This window comes from Capnocytophaga sp. oral taxon 323 (genome assembly GCF_001278825.1).
In the GTDB taxonomy this organism is placed as follows: Bacteria; Bacteroidota; Bacteroidia; order Flavobacteriales; family Flavobacteriaceae; genus Capnocytophaga; species Capnocytophaga ochracea.
The window spans coordinates 405,523-420,000 of the sequence record NZ_CP012589.1; the positions used below are offsets into that span (position 1 = coordinate 405,523).

The window sequence follows — 14,478 nt, forward strand, 5'->3', positions numbered from 1 at the left end:
CAGATAATTATCAATTGATGATAAAGAGAAAACAGAGTAGGGGATAGGATTATTGTAGAATTACAAGAATATTACACGAATAAAACTATTGTATAGTATTCTTTCTGCAAAAGCTATATAAAGAGCCCCACCTAATTATTTATTAGATGGGGCTGTTATTATTTGCTTGCGGAGGCTCTCCGCTATTTTACTTCTTCGAAATCTACGTCTTGAACATTGTCTGTATTGACGTCTTGTGCCCCACCAGTGTTAGGTTGCTCTTGTGCGGTAGAGCTACCGCCTCCCTGTTGGGCTTTGTAGATGTCCTCAGAGGCTTGTTGCCAAGCAGTATTGATTTTGCCCAAAGCAGTTTCAATAGAGCTGAGGTCTTTGCCGTCGTAAGCTGTTTTAAGTTCGCTAAGAGCAGTCTCAATAGCGCCTTTCTTGTCGGCTGGGATTTTATCGCCAAACTCTTTGAGTTGTTTTTCAGTTTGGAATATCATCGCATCAGCTTCGTTGAGCTTATCTACTTTTTCTTTGGCTTTCTTATCAGCTTCGGCATTGGCTTCGGCTTCGCGTTTCATCTTCTCAATATCTTCTTTTGAAAGTCCAGAAGATGCTTCTATACGGATATTGTGAGACTTGCCTGTACCTTTATCAGTTGCCGATACATTGATAATACCGTTAGCATCGATATCGAAGGTAACCTCAATTTGTGGTACGCCACGTGGGGCAGGTGGAATGTCATCTAAGTGGAAACGACCGATAGTCTTGTTGTCGTTTGCCATAGGTCTTTCACCTTGCAATACGTGAATTTCCACACTCGGCTGATTGTCGGCAGCAGTTGAGAACACTTGCGATTTCTTAGTAGGGATAGTGGTATTGGCTTCTATCAGTTTAGTCATCACACCTCCCATAGTTTCGATACCCAAAGAAAGAGGAGTAACGTCCAAAAGCAATACATCTTTCACATCACCAGTAAGTACGCCCCCTTGAATAGCGGCTCCAATGGCTACTACCTCATCGGGGTTTACGCTCTTATTAGGTTTTTTGCCAAAGAATTTTTCAACGGCTTCTTGTACGGCAGGAATACGAGTAGAACCACCTACTAAGATTACTTCGTTGATATCACTTACGCTGAGACCTGCATTTTCTAACGCTTTTTTGCAAGGTTCAATTGTGCGTTTTACGAGGTCGTCGATGAGTTGTTCGAATTTAGCACGGCTGAGCTTGCGCACCAAGTGTTTAGGACCTGAAGCTGTAGCAGTGATATAAGGCAAGTTGATTTCGGTTTCAGTAGTTGAAGAAAGTTCAATCTTAGCCTTTTCAGCAGCTTCTTTAAGACGTTGCAATGCCATAGGGTCTTTACGAAGGTCGATTTGTTCTTCTTTTTCAAACTCTTCAGCAAGCCAGTTGATGATTTTTTCATCTACATCATCACCTCCTAAGTGGGTATCACCATCAGTAGCGAGTACTTCAAACACACCGTCGCCAAGTTCCAAGATAGACACATCGTGAGTACCACCACCAAAGTCGAATACAACAATCTTATGGTCGCTATGGTCTTTATCCAAGCCATAAGCCAATGCAGCGGCAGTAGGTTCGTTGATGATACGTTCTACTTTTAAGCCTGCGATTTCACCTGCTTCTTTAGTAGCTTGACGTTGAGCGTCGTTAAAGTAAGCTGGTACAGTAATTACCGCGCTTGTTACGGGTTGTCCTAAGAAGTCTTCTGCAGTTTTCTTCATTTTTTGAAGAATCATAGCTGAGATTTCTTGTGGAGTATACAAACGTCCGTCTATGTCCACACGAGGAGTATCGTTGTCGCCACGTACTACTTTATAAGGTACACGAGCGATTTCTTTTTCCAATTCAGAAAACTTGTTCCCCATAAAACGCTTGATAGAATATACCGTGTTTTTAGGGTTGGTAACTGCCTGACGTTTAGCAGCGTCACCTACTTTTATTTCGCCACCTTCGGTAAAAGCTACCACTGAAGGGGTTGTGCGTTTACCTTCGGCATTGGTAATCACCACGGGGTCATTACCTTCCATTACAGAAACACAAGAGTTTGTGGTTCCTAAGTCAATACCTATAATCTTACTCATATTAATATTATCGTTTTTTTAAGTTCAACATTATTTTTGTAAGCCTTACGCTTACGTAGTTAGTAGCAGTCAATGATTATGCCAAAGGGATAAAAACTGACAAATTGTCATTTTTAGTCATTAGTTGTTAGTAAGCGACTAACAACTAATTTCTATTTTTTATCTTCTGATGTTTGATTTCTAAATACCAATTGGTTATCAAAAGCATCTAATAAGATGACAGCATCGCGTTGTACTGTGCCACTCAAAATTTCTTTAGAAAGCTTGTTAAGCACTTCTTTCTGAATGATACGTTTCACTGGACGAGCACCAAACTGAGGGTCAAAACCTTTTTGTGCTAAGTAATCAATAGCCTCATCGGTAGCATCGAGCAAGATGCCTTCTTTGGCAACCATACGGAATACTGATTGCAATTGCAAACGCACAATACTACGGATATCCTTGGCGTTGAGCGGTGTGAACATTATAATGTCGTCTATACGGTTCAAAAACTCAGGACGTACAGTTTGTTTGAGGAGTTGTAACACTTCGTCACGTGACTCGTCGATAGCGCGCTCGGTATCCTTAGGATACTTTTCAAAAGTTTCCTGAATGATATGGCTACCCATATTGGAGGTCATAATGATAATCGTATTCTTAAAGTCGGCGGTACGACCTTTGTTGTCAGTAAGCCTACCTTCGTCGAGTACTTGCAACAAGATATTGAATGTATCGGGGTGAGCTTTTTCAATTTCGTCTAAAAGTATTACGGAATAGGGACGGCGACGCACAGCTTCAGTAAGCTGACCACCTTCGTCATAACCCACATATCCTGGAGGCGCACCTACTAATCGGCTCACAGCGTGTTTCTCTTGGTATTCGCTCATATCTATACGCGTCATTGCATTTTCATCGTCGAATAGATATTCGGCTAAGGCTTTGGCAAGTTCGGTTTTACCTACCCCCGTAGTTCCTAAGAAAAGTAAAGAACCTATAGGACGACGTGGGTCTTGCAAACCAGCACGACTACGACGTATGGCATCGGAAACTGCCTCGATGGCTTCTTCCTGACCTACTACACGGCGGTGCAATTCTTTTTCTAAGTTCAACAGCTTTTCGCGTTCGCCTTGTAACATTTTAGCTACAGGTATACCTGTCCATTTTGCGACTACTTCGGCAATGTCTTCGGCGGTTACTTCTTCTTTTACAAGAGCATTTTCGTGTGACTTGCTGTCTAAATTCTTTTGCAATTCCACTAACTTGTCCTCTGCTTCTTTGATTTTGCCATAACGCAATTCGGCTACTTTACCATAATCGCCTTCACGTTCGGCTCTATCGGCTTCCAAACGGTATTTCTCAATGGCTTCCTTAGTAGTTTGTACTTCATCAATTACGCTTTTTTCACTCTGCCATTTAGCATTGATAGCGTTACGTTCTTCTTTAAGATTTGCCAAATCTACATATAGCATTTTGAGCTTATCTTCGTCTTTCTCACGTTTGATAGCCTCAATTTCTATTTCGAGTTGCATTATCTTACGGTCGAGTACGTCTAACTCTTCGGGTTTAGAATTGATTTCCATACGGAGCTTGGCAGCTGCCTCGTCCATTAAGTCTATTGCCTTATCGGGCAAGAAACGATTAGTGATATAGCGTTCAGAAAGCTCTACTGCTGCGATAATAGCCTCGTCTTTGATACGTACTTTGTGGTGGGTTTCGTACTTTTCTTTGATACCCCGAAGGATAGAAATTGCACTTTCGGTATCTGGTTCGTCTACCATTACCTTTTGAAAACGACGTTCGAGAGCTTTGTCTTTCTCAAAGTACTTTTGGTACTCGTCGAGAGTAGTGGCACCAATGGCACGGAGTTCACCACGAGCTAAGGCAGGTTTTAATATATTAGCAGCGTCCATAGCACCTTCGCCTCCTCCTGCTCCCACAAGGGTGTGGATTTCATCTATAAACAGAATGATATTGCCATCGGAAGAGGTAACCTCTTTCACTACCGATTTGAGTCGTTCTTCAAACTCACCTTTGTACTTCGCACCTGCGATAAGGGCACCCATATCGAGGGAGTAAATGACCTTGTCTTTTAGGTTTTCAGGTACGTCACCTTTCACAATACGGTGCGCTAAGCCTTCGGCTATAGCCGTTTTACCTACCCCAGGTTCACCCACCAACATAGGGTTGTTCTTGGTACGACGTGAAAGAATTTGCAATACACGACGTATTTCCTCATCACGACCAATCACAGGGTCGAGTTTCCCGCTATCAGCTAACTGATTGAGGTTTTTGGCGTATTTGTTGAGCGAATTGTAAGTATCTTCAGCTGAAGCCGAAGTTACGCGTTCCCCTTTGCGCAATTCTTGAATGGCTTTCTCCAACTCTTTTTCACTCACACCTTGGTTTTTGAGGGCTTGGGCGATTTTACTGTTTGATTTGAAGATAGCCAATATAAGGTGTTCTAAGGATACATATTCGTCGTTCCATTTTTTAGCGATGTTAGCAGCTTCGTTGAGCATAGTGTTTGCTTCGCGTGAGAGCCCCATATCGCCACCGCTGACTTTGGCAAAGCCTTGCAAAGCAGTTTCTAACTGTTTATTTAATTGCTCGCGGTTGATATTCAATTTTTTGAATAGGAAAGGCAATACGTTCTCATCTACCTGCTCAATAGCTTTGAAGAAATGTTCGTTTTGCAATTCCTGGTGCCCGTACTGCTGGGCAATTTGCTGAGCGGTTTGTACCGCTTCTTGCGCTTTGATAGTAAAGTTATTAAAATTCATATATTTTCAATTTAGTGTGTTCAACATTTTATGATTTGTTCACTTCCAATAGGGCAAGAGTTGTGCCAACAGCTTTTAACTGACAAAAAGACAGTTTTTTAAAAGGGGTTTTGACCAAATGTAATACTAAATAGAAATCTGAATAATAATTAATGAATTGATTATTAGAAATACAATTTGCTTAACGAGAAATATATAAAAGGAGACAAAGTGTCAGTTAGTAATTAAATCTCTGTTTATTAACGAGTAGGTACTGATACCTATCTATTTTTTGAAGCTAAAAAGTAATAGTGCATCTGCTCTAAAACACTTACCGAAAATATGGGGTGGAATGAAAAAAGTTACTTGGCAGGTTGGAGGTTTCGGAAGATAATGGAGGGATTCGGAAGAGAAAATTTGGGTAAAAGGTAAAAAACAAGAGGTAAAGTAGCTGTTGAGAGGGTGGTGGTAGCTTATAGAGAGCTTATAGGAAGCTTATACGAATCTTGGAAGATAGATATAGAAAGGGTATATAAATAGTTAATAATGAGGGATTAAGAATGAGTAGAAAAAAGAGATTTAAGCGGATTTAAAGTAGAAGAAAAACGAAAATAAGGGAAAGAAGTAATCTTTTTAAAAGGGGAGTGTGGCGATACAAAAATGTGAGATGAGCAAAGGTAAATAGGAAAATAAGCATTCTTCAAGAGAAAAAAAAATAGATAGCTATTAGACTAAAAGACAAGGCGTATTTGCAGAAAGCGCAAAGACAAATTTAATATTACAATACCCAAAATACTAATAATACCAAATTAATGACGAGTTGCGAATGGCGAATGACAAGGTTGCAGGGAAGTAGCACGGGGAAACAAAATATAAAGCCTTTATATTGCGAATTGATATTTTTTTGTACCTTTGCACCAAAATATAGACAAAATGAAAGTAGCTGTGGTAATGGGAAGCAAGAGTGATTTGCCTGTGATGCAAGACGCTATTGATATCCTCAAGTCCTTTGGTATCACAACTGTGGTAGATATCGTATCGGCGCATCGCACGCCTGAAAAGCTGATGGAGTTCAGTAAGAACGCTCATAAAAAAGGCATTCAGGTAATCATTGCGGGAGCAGGGGGTGCAGCTCATTTACCTGGTATGGTTGCCTCGATGTCGCCTTTGCCTGTCATAGGTGTGCCGGTGAAAAGCAGTAACTCTATTGACGGTTGGGATTCTATCCTTTCTATCTTACAAATGCCTGGCGGAGTGCCTGTTGCTACCGTAGCTTTAAATGCTGCTAAGAACGCAGGTTTATTAGCCGTGCAAATATTGGCAAGTGCCGACGCTGAGCTCTTGCAAAAAATGATTGATTATAAAGAAAATTTGAAACAAGCGGTGCTTACTGCCGCAGCAACCCTTGACGATGAATAAAGATACTTTTCAGGGCTCACGTCTTTTATTATTAGACTTTGGCTCGCAATACACCCAACTTATTGCACGCCGTGTGCGCGAATTGAACGTGTATTGCGAAATGCACCCCTACAACCATTTGCCTGAGAACTTAGAAGACTTCTCGGCAGTGATACTCTCAGGTTCGCCTTATTCGGTGCGTAGTGCAGAAGCCTTGCACCCAAACCTATCAGCACTGAAAGGTAAAATGCCTCTTTTGGCAGTATGTTACGGAGCGCAGTATTTGGCACACTTTGGCGGTGGTGAAGTAGCCCCTTCGAACATACGAGAGTACGGGCGTGCTCACCTCACCTATATTAAGCCTAATGAACCTCTTTTTGGAGGGATTGCAGAAGGAAGTGTAGTGTGGATGAGCCATAGTGACACTATCAAACAATTGCCTACTGGGGCGGTTTGTTTGGCGAGTACTCCTGATGTAGTGAACGCGGCTTATCGCATAGAAGGAGAAGAAACCTACGCAATTCAGTTTCACCCCGAAGTGACCCACTCAGCCGATGGAATGAAGCTATTAGCTAACTTTCTTTTCAAAATAGCGAAACTTACCCCTAATTGGACGTCCGACAACTTTGTAGAGATGACGGTTGCCCAGCTAAAAGCACAAGTGGGTAATGAGAAAGTGATATTAGGCTTATCGGGAGGAGTAGACTCTACGGTAGCTGCTGTATTACTTAACAAAGCGATTGGCAAGCAATTACATTGTATTTTTGTAAATAATGGGCTCTTGCGCAAAAACGAGTTCGAAAACGTACTGAAACAATATGAGGGTATGGGACTGAATGTGAAGGGTGTAGATGCCTCAGCGCGTTTCCTTACTGCCTTAGCAGGCAAAACCGACCCCGAGGAGAAACGCAAAACCATAGGGCGCGTTTTTATTGAAGTATTTGATGATGAGGCTCATAAAATTACCGATGCTCAATGGTTGGCACAAGGCACTATCTATCCTGACGTGATTGAATCACTATCAGTAAAGGGACCTTCAGCTACTATCAAATCACATCATAACGTAGGAGGCTTACCCGACTATATGAAATTGAAAGTAGTAGAGCCTTTGCGTATGCTCTTCAAAGATGAAGTGCGAAGAGTAGGACGCAGTTTAGGCATCAGCGATGAACTATTAGGCAGACACCCTTTTCCAGGACCTGGATTGGCTATCCGCATTTTGGGAGATATTACTGCCGAAAAGGTAACTATTTTGCAAGAAGTAGATGCTATATTCATCAACGCACTGAAAGAAAACAACCTATACGACAAAATGTGGCAAGCAGGGGCTATCTTATTACCTATCAACAGTGTGGGAGTAATGGGAGACGAACGTACCTACGAGCGTGTGGTAGCCTTGCGCGCTGTGGAAAGCATAGACGGTATGACGGCAGATTGGGTAGACTTACCTTATAAATTTCTGCAAAAAGTGTCTAACGATATTATCAATAAGGTGAAAGGCGTAAACCGTGTAGTGTACGATATCAGCAGTAAACCGCCTGCCACGATAGAATGGGAATAGACAATAAACAATTTAGAATTATCAATTAACACTAAAAAATTAAATCATAAGACAATATTATGAAACAACTTTTTACATTAGCTTTGTTATTGTGCTTAGGAGTTGCCTATGCACAACCGCAAACGTACACAGCAAATAACTATGAAAGTATTGAAAATATAGCTAAGACCTATCGCTTTTCGCCTGCTGACATCTTAAAACTCAATCCAGGGCTTAAAGATGGAGTACAAAAGGGAATGACTATCAATATTCCTATCAGTAAAGTGAAGCATTACAATACCCAACGTCCTGTAGGGTTTACGACTCACTTGGTAAAAGGAGGTGAGACTTTCTTTGGTCTGTCGCAAAAATACAATATCACTATTGATGATTTAAAGCGTTATAATTTAGACCTCTATATAAGAGAGTTACAAGAGGGTGAGCGCATTACTATTCCGCTATTTAGCAAAACAGCTGAAATGGTACAGAAAAGCGTACAAGGACAAAAGCGGTACGTAGTAAAACCGCAAGAAACACTTTGGCGCATTGCTAAAAATCACAATGTGAGTGTAGAGGAATTGGAAAAGCTGAACAAAAACGAAAAAGGTTTCAACCCTAATAGTATAAGAGAAGGGCAAGAAATCTGGGTGCCAGCCTCTTCTACCGATAGTACAGAGCCTGAACCACCAGCTCGCCCTAATACTAAGAAAGAAGTGGTGCTTTACCTTGTGGAGAGAGGGGAAGGATTTTACAGCTTAGAACGCAAGTTCGGTTTATCGGAAGCTGAGCTTGTAAAACTAAATCCTAGTCTTAAAGATGGATTGAAAAGCGATGCACAAATATGGATACCCAAAGAGAATTATGAACACTATAAAAGTGCTTCACTGAATAATACAGCAAACTACAACTTTCAGAATTCTAACAATACCTTGCGTTCAGCATCTTCACCAGCCAATGTGAAGGAGATATCTTATATTTTACCTTTTAAACTATCGGATGTCAGCACTGGACAAATTGCTATTATAAAATCTCGACTTACTGAAAATAAACTAACGCCTGTGGCTACCGATTTCTATTCAGGAGCCCTAATAGCTTTGGACTCCCTTCAAAAAATGGGATATAAGTTTAAAGTGAATGTATACGATAGTGAAGGTGACTTAAAGAAGATAGCTTCTAATGCCTCAGTACAGAACTCACAAGTGGTAATAGGTCCTTTTACCACGAAATCGTTTAATACTTTAGCATCATTGGTTACAAGTAACAATACGATATTATTAGCCCCCTTATCTAATAAGAATATAACTCTCAATCCTAATGTGTATCAGACCTTACCGAACGATGAGGTGTTGCAAGCACAAATGATTGACTATCTCAACAAAAACTATTCAGATGAGAATATGATTATCTTAGCTGATAGCAAGAATAGTTCTTTGCGTGAGAAATTAGAGCGTTCATTCCCTAATGCTAAGGTAGTAACTGAAATGTCGGCTAATGGATTTGTTAATGCTCTAAACTACAACAAGGAAAATGTAGTGTTATTACAGTCGAATGATATAGGTTACGTGTCGATGGCAGTGCGTTTGTTGCACAATGCGCTTAAATCTAAAAGGAACAACACCTTCCCTAAGATTATGTTGGCGACTGTGGATAGAGGTTCAGTATACGATTCTAATAACCTTTCTAACAACCAGCTATCCGATTTACGTTTTACTTATCCTACTGTAAATAAATATTCTAATGGTACAGATAGTTTTTCTGCGCGATATTTAAAGACTTATGGTATTCTACCTAATAAGTATGCTATTCGCGGGTTTGACCTTACTATGGATGCTGTATTGCGTTTGGGAGTATCGGGCAATCTTACCGGTGCCAATACACGTATAGGAGAGACTTCTTACTTAGAGAATAAATTTGCTTACCTAAAAAATTTCTATAAAGGTGGTGGCTATGAAAACCAAGGCGTATATATTGTACAGTATGACAATATGGAAGTAAAAGAATTAAAATAAAACTAAATTATAATTAAAAATGAGAGTAGCAGTAGTAGGCGTTACCGGAATGGTAGGTAACGTGATGTTAGAAGTACTTGCAGAACACAAATTTCCTGTAACTGAATTAATTCCCGTAGCATCAGAGAAGTCAGTAGGGAAGAAGATTACTTTTCAAGGAACTGAATATACTGTGATAGGCTTACAACAAGCCGTATCGCTCAAACCCGATTTAGCTCTTTTTTCAGCAGGAGCTACCGTCTCTAAAGAATGGGCACCTAAGTTTGCCCAAGTAGGGACAACAGTGGTAGATAACTCATCGGCGTGGCGTATGGACGACACTAAAAAATTGGTAATTCCTGAAATCAATGCCGATGTGCTTACGAAAGACGATAAGATTATTGCAAACCCTAATTGTTCTACGATACAGATGCTCGTAGCTTTAGCCCCTTTACAAAAGAAATACGGTATTAAGCGTGTGGTAGTCTCTACTTACCAGTCGATTACAGGTACAGGAGTGAAAGCCGTACGCCAGTTAGAAAACGAATACAAAGGAGAAAAAGGCGAGATGGCTTATCATTACCCAATACACCGCAATGTGATTCCTCATTGTGACGTGTTTGAAGATAATGGTTATACCAAGGAAGAAATGAAATTGGTGCGTGAAACTAAAAAGATACTCCGAGACGACAGTATTGCAGTAACAGCTACAGCGGTGCGCATACCAGTAGTAGGCGGACATAGTGAAGCGGTGAATGTAGAATTGAAAAAGGATTTTAATATTGATGAAGTACGTGCGCTCTTAGCACAATCGCCTGGGATTAAGGTGCAGGATAATACTGATACGAATACTTACCCTATGCCACTGTACGCTCACGGCAAAGATGACGTATTTGTAGGGCGTATCCGTCGTGACGAGTCACAACCTAATACTCTTAACTTATGGGTAGTAGCTGATAACCTGCGTAAAGGAGCTGCTACTAATACCATACAGATTGCTGAGTATCTTATCGCACATAAACTGTTGTAGTAATGATGATGTATTTGAAAAGTATTAATGCTTAGAAAATATAAAAAAGTGTTACATTGATAATAAGAAAATAAAATATATAAAATTTTATAAATCTTATAATCAATCACTTACAGAAGTATTAAAAAAATCTTCAAAAAAAATTGTATAAAAATTTTGTAGGTAAATAAAAAGGTTATACCTTTGCACCCGCAAAAGAGGAGAGTAGTGCCTCTGGAGTGGAATAAACAACACGTACCTTGACATAATGTTGTACAGCACAAAGAAGATTTAAAGGATTGAGTGAAACCTGAAGTCAATAACTTGAAGATCGGTTAGAAGATATAAAAGAATTTAACGATGAAGAGTTTGATCCTGGCTCAGGATGAACGCTAGCGGCAGGCCTAACACATGCAAGTCGAGGGGGAAGTTACTTTCGGGTAACAGAGACCGGCGTACGGGTGCGTAACGCGTATACAATCTGCCTTTCACTGGGGGATAGCCCGAAGAAATTTGGATTAATACCCCATAGTATAGTAGTGTGGCATCACACAACTATTAAAGCCTTGGTGGTGAAAGATGAGTATGCGTTCTATTAGCTAGTTGGAGAGGTAACGGCTCCCCAAGGCTACGATAGATAGGGGTTCTGAGAGGGATGTCCCCCACACTGGTACTGAGATACGGACCAGACTCCTACGGGAGGCAGCAGTGAGGAATATTGGACAATGGTCGGAAGACTGATCCAGCCATGCCGCGTGCAGGATGACGGCCTTATGGGTTGTAAACTGCTTTTGTAAGGGAAGAATAAGGAGTACGTGTACTTTGATGACGGTACCTTATGAATAAGCATCGGCTAACTCCGTGCCAGCAGCCGCGGTAATACGGAGGATGCGAGCGTTATCCGGAATCATTGGGTTTAAAGGGTCTGTAGGCGGGCTGGTAAGTCAGAGGTGAAAGCGCTTAGCTCAACTAAGCAACTGCCTTTGAAACTGTTGGTCTTGAATGGTTGTGAAGTAGTTGGAATGTGTAGTGTAGCGGTGAAATGCTTAGATATTACACAGAACACCGATAGCGAAGGCATATTACTAACAATTAATTGACGCTGATGGACGAAAGCGTGGGGAGCGAACAGGATTAGATACCCTGGTAGTCCACGCTGTAAACGATGGATACTAGCTGTTTGGAGTAATCTGAGTGGCTAAGCGAAAGTGATAAGTATCCCACCTGGGGAGTACGTTCGCAAGAATGAAACTCAAAGGAATTGACGGGGGCCCGCACAAGCGGTGGAGCATGTGGTTTAATTCGATGATACGCGAGGAACCTTACCAAGGTTTAAATGGAGACTGACAGAGGTAGAGATACCTCCTTCTTCGGACAGTTTTCAAGGTGCTGCATGGTTGTCGTCAGCTCGTGCCGTGAGGTGTCAGGTTAAGTCCTATAACGAGCGCAACCCCTGCCATTAGTTGCTAACGAGTAAGGTCGAGCCCTCTAATGGGACTGCCGGTGCAAACCGTGAGGAAGGTGGGGATGACGTCAAATCATCACGGCCCTTACATCTTGGGCTACACACGTGCTACAATGGCCGTTACAGAGAGCAGCCACTGCGTGAGCAGGCGCGAATCTATAAAGACGGTCACAGTTCGGATCGGAGTCTGCAACTCGACTCCGTGAAGCTGGAATCGCTAGTAATCGGATATCAGCCATGATCCGGTGAATACGTTCCCGGGCCTTGTACACACCGCCCGTCAAGCCATGGAAGCTGGGAGTACCTGAAGACGGTCACCGCAAGGAGCTGTTTAGGGTAAAACTAGTGACTGGGGCTAAGTCGTAACAAGGTAGCCGTACCGGAAGGTGCGGCTGGAACACCTCCTTTCTAGAGAAGGCCGAAAGTTAATGACGAATTACGAATTACAAATGATGAACAGCTAGTTTATTGATTAAATTTGTAATCAATAAGGACTTGGTTCTTTAAATCTTGCTGACAACAAAATAAAATTTGCAAATTTACAAATTTGCTAATTAGAACAAAGTCTCATAGCTCAGCTGGTTAGAGCGCTACACTGATAATGTAGAGGTCGGCAGTTCGAGTCTGCCTGGGACTACAAGCAAAATAAGCTTAAAAAGAAGGAAATTTCTAGGAGTGAGCTAGAGGAAGGATCCTCTTACCTCTTACCACATATCTCTTACCTAGAGACAGGGGGAATTAGCTCAGCTGGCTAGAGCACCTGCCTTGCACGCAGGGGGTCAAGGGTTCGAATCCCTTATTCTCCACAACAAACGTACATTGACATATTGGGATAAAAAGCATAAGAGATCAATAATAGATTATTGATAATCTAACGAAAGAATCAAAAAGAATCAAAGAGAACGAGAGGTACTTAGATAATTGTCAATTATCAAATGTTAATTGTCAATTGACTAGGACTACAAGCGCGAAAAGTTATGTAAGGGCGTATGGGGGATGCCTAGGCTCTCAGAGGCGAAGAAGGACGTGATAAGCTGCGAAAAGTTGCGTGTATTGGCACATACGATATGATACGCAAATCTCCGAATGGGGCAACCCAGTACATTGAAGATGTACTACACCGTAAAGGTGAGCAAACCCGCTGAACTGAAACATCTAAGTAGGCGGAGGAGAAGAAAACAAAAGTGATTCCCAAAGTAGTGGCGAGCGAAATGGGAACAGCCCAAACCCATATTGTTACGGCAATATGGGGGTAGTAGGACCCAGATATAGGTTGTAAAGCTGGATTAGAAGTGTTTGGAAAGACACACCATAGAGAGTGAAAGTCTCGTATAGGCACAGTTTTATAAATCTTATGGGAATCCTGAGTAGGTCGGGGCACGAGGAACCTTGACTGAATCAGCCGGGACCATCCGGTAAGGCTAAATACTCCTGAGAGACCGATAGTGAACTAGTACCGTGAGGGAAAGGTGAAAAGAACCGTGAATAACGGAGTGAAATAGACCCTGAAACCATACGCTTACAAGCGGTCGGAGCAGCTTAGGCTGTGACGGCGTGCCTTTTGCATAATGAGCCTACGAGTTACTGTTACCAGCGAGGATAAGTATTTCAGATACGAATCCGCATCGAAAGAGAGTCTGAATAGGGCGTTAAGTTGGTAGTAGTAGACGCGAAACCTGGTGATCTACCCTTGGGCAGGTTGAAGCGCTGGTAACACAGCGTGGAGGACCGAACTGGTTGTCGTTGAAAAGACTTCGGATGACCTGAGGGTAGGGGTGAAAGGCCAATCAAACTGGGAAATAGCTCGTACTCCCCGAAATGCATTTAGGTGCAGCGTTGATGTGAGTTTAATAGAGGTAGAGCTACTGATTGGATGCGGGGGTTTCATCGCCTACCAATTCCTGACAAACTCCGAATGCTATTAAATGCTCATCAGCAGTGAGGGTATGGGTGCTAAGGTCCATATCCTAAAGGGAAAGAACCCGGACCATCAGCTAAGGTCCCCAAATATATGCTAAGTTGACCAAACGCGGTCTGACTGCACTGACAGCTAGGATGTTGGCTTGGAAGCAGCCATACATTTAAAGAGTGCGTAACAGCTCACTAGTCGAGCGGTTGGGCATGGATAATAAACGGGCATAAGCATATTACCGAAGCTATGGGGTTGTATTATATACATACCGGTAGGGGAGCATTCTATAGGCGTAGAAGCTAAAGTTGTGAGACATAGTGGAGCTGATAGAAAAGAAAATG

General features: G+C 41.8%; 6 protein-coding genes, 2 tRNA genes and 2 rRNA genes (1 of these 10 only partly in view). 8 read left to right on the forward strand and 2 right to left on the reverse strand.

Annotation, left to right across the window (positions count from 1 at the left end):
• Positions 1–182: 182 nt before the first annotated feature.
• Both dnaK and clpB read right to left on the reverse strand, forming a co-directional pair.
• Positions 183–2,087, reverse strand: a complete 1,905-nt coding sequence (gene dnaK / locus AM608_RS01775) for a molecular chaperone DnaK (RefSeq protein ID WP_053580574.1) — start codon at positions 2,085–2,087, stop codon at positions 183–185.
• Between the two features lie 152 nt (positions 2,088–2,239).
• Positions 2,240–4,846: an ATP-dependent chaperone ClpB gene (gene clpB, locus AM608_RS01780; protein WP_053580575.1), complete on the reverse strand. Its 2,607-nt coding sequence runs from the start codon at positions 4,844–4,846 to the stop codon at positions 2,240–2,242.
• A 912-nt stretch (positions 4,847–5,758) separates the two neighbouring features.
• Here clpB and purE point away from each other — a divergent pair.
• The 8 genes from purE to AM608_RS01820 form a co-directional block, all read left to right on the forward strand.
• Complete coding sequence (gene purE / locus AM608_RS01785; RefSeq protein WP_016478654.1) at positions 5,759–6,244, forward strand: 5-(carboxyamino)imidazole ribonucleotide mutase; 486 nt, start codon at positions 5,759–5,761, stop codon at positions 6,242–6,244.
• Complete coding sequence (gene guaA, locus AM608_RS01790) at positions 6,237–7,784, forward strand: glutamine-hydrolyzing GMP synthase (RefSeq protein WP_053580576.1); 1,548 nt, start codon at positions 6,237–6,239, stop codon at positions 7,782–7,784. The genes purE and guaA overlap by 8 nt, the downstream gene beginning before the upstream one ends.
• A gap of 59 nt (positions 7,785–7,843) precedes the next feature.
• Positions 7,844–9,772 (forward strand): LysM peptidoglycan-binding domain-containing protein, encoded by a 1,929-nt coding sequence (locus AM608_RS01795; protein WP_053580577.1) that lies wholly within the window; start codon positions 7,844–7,846, stop codon positions 9,770–9,772.
• Positions 9,773–9,791: 19 nt separating this feature from the next.
• Positions 9,792–10,781: an aspartate-semialdehyde dehydrogenase gene (locus AM608_RS01800; RefSeq protein ID WP_009411842.1), complete on the forward strand. Its 990-nt coding sequence runs from the start codon at positions 9,792–9,794 to the stop codon at positions 10,779–10,781.
• Positions 10,782–11,117: 336 nt separating this feature from the next.
• Positions 11,118–12,633: ribosomal RNA gene (locus AM608_RS01805) — 16S ribosomal RNA — on the forward strand.
• Between the two features lie 155 nt (positions 12,634–12,788).
• A tRNA-Ile gene (locus AM608_RS01810) sits at positions 12,789–12,862 on the forward strand.
• A 95-nt stretch (positions 12,863–12,957) separates the two neighbouring features.
• Positions 12,958–13,031, forward strand: a tRNA-Ala gene (locus AM608_RS01815).
• A gap of 162 nt (positions 13,032–13,193) precedes the next feature.
• Positions 13,194–14,478, forward strand: a 23S ribosomal RNA gene (locus AM608_RS01820) (it continues 1,557 nt past the right edge of the window).
• The 16S and 23S rRNA genes sit together here with 2 tRNA genes alongside, the layout of an rRNA operon.

Excerpts from the sequence above, each read along its gene's own strand:
- dnaK (WP_053580574.1), bottom strand. The coding sequence starts at position 2,087 with ATGAGTAAGATTATAGGTATTGACTTAGGAACCACAAACTCTTGTGTT.
- clpB (WP_053580575.1), bottom strand. The coding sequence starts at position 4,846 with ATGAATTTTAATAACTTTACTATCAAAGCGCAAGAAGCGGTACAAACC.
- purE (WP_016478654.1), top strand. The coding sequence starts at position 5,759 with ATGAAAGTAGCTGTGGTAATGGGAAGCAAGAGTGATTTGCCTGTGATG.
- guaA (WP_053580576.1), top strand. The coding sequence starts at position 6,237 with ATGAATAAAGATACTTTTCAGGGCTCACGTCTTTTATTATTAGACTTT.
- AM608_RS01795 (WP_053580577.1), top strand. The coding sequence starts at position 7,844 with ATGAAACAACTTTTTACATTAGCTTTGTTATTGTGCTTAGGAGTTGCC.
- AM608_RS01800 (WP_009411842.1), top strand. The coding sequence starts at position 9,792 with ATGAGAGTAGCAGTAGTAGGCGTTACCGGAATGGTAGGTAACGTGATG.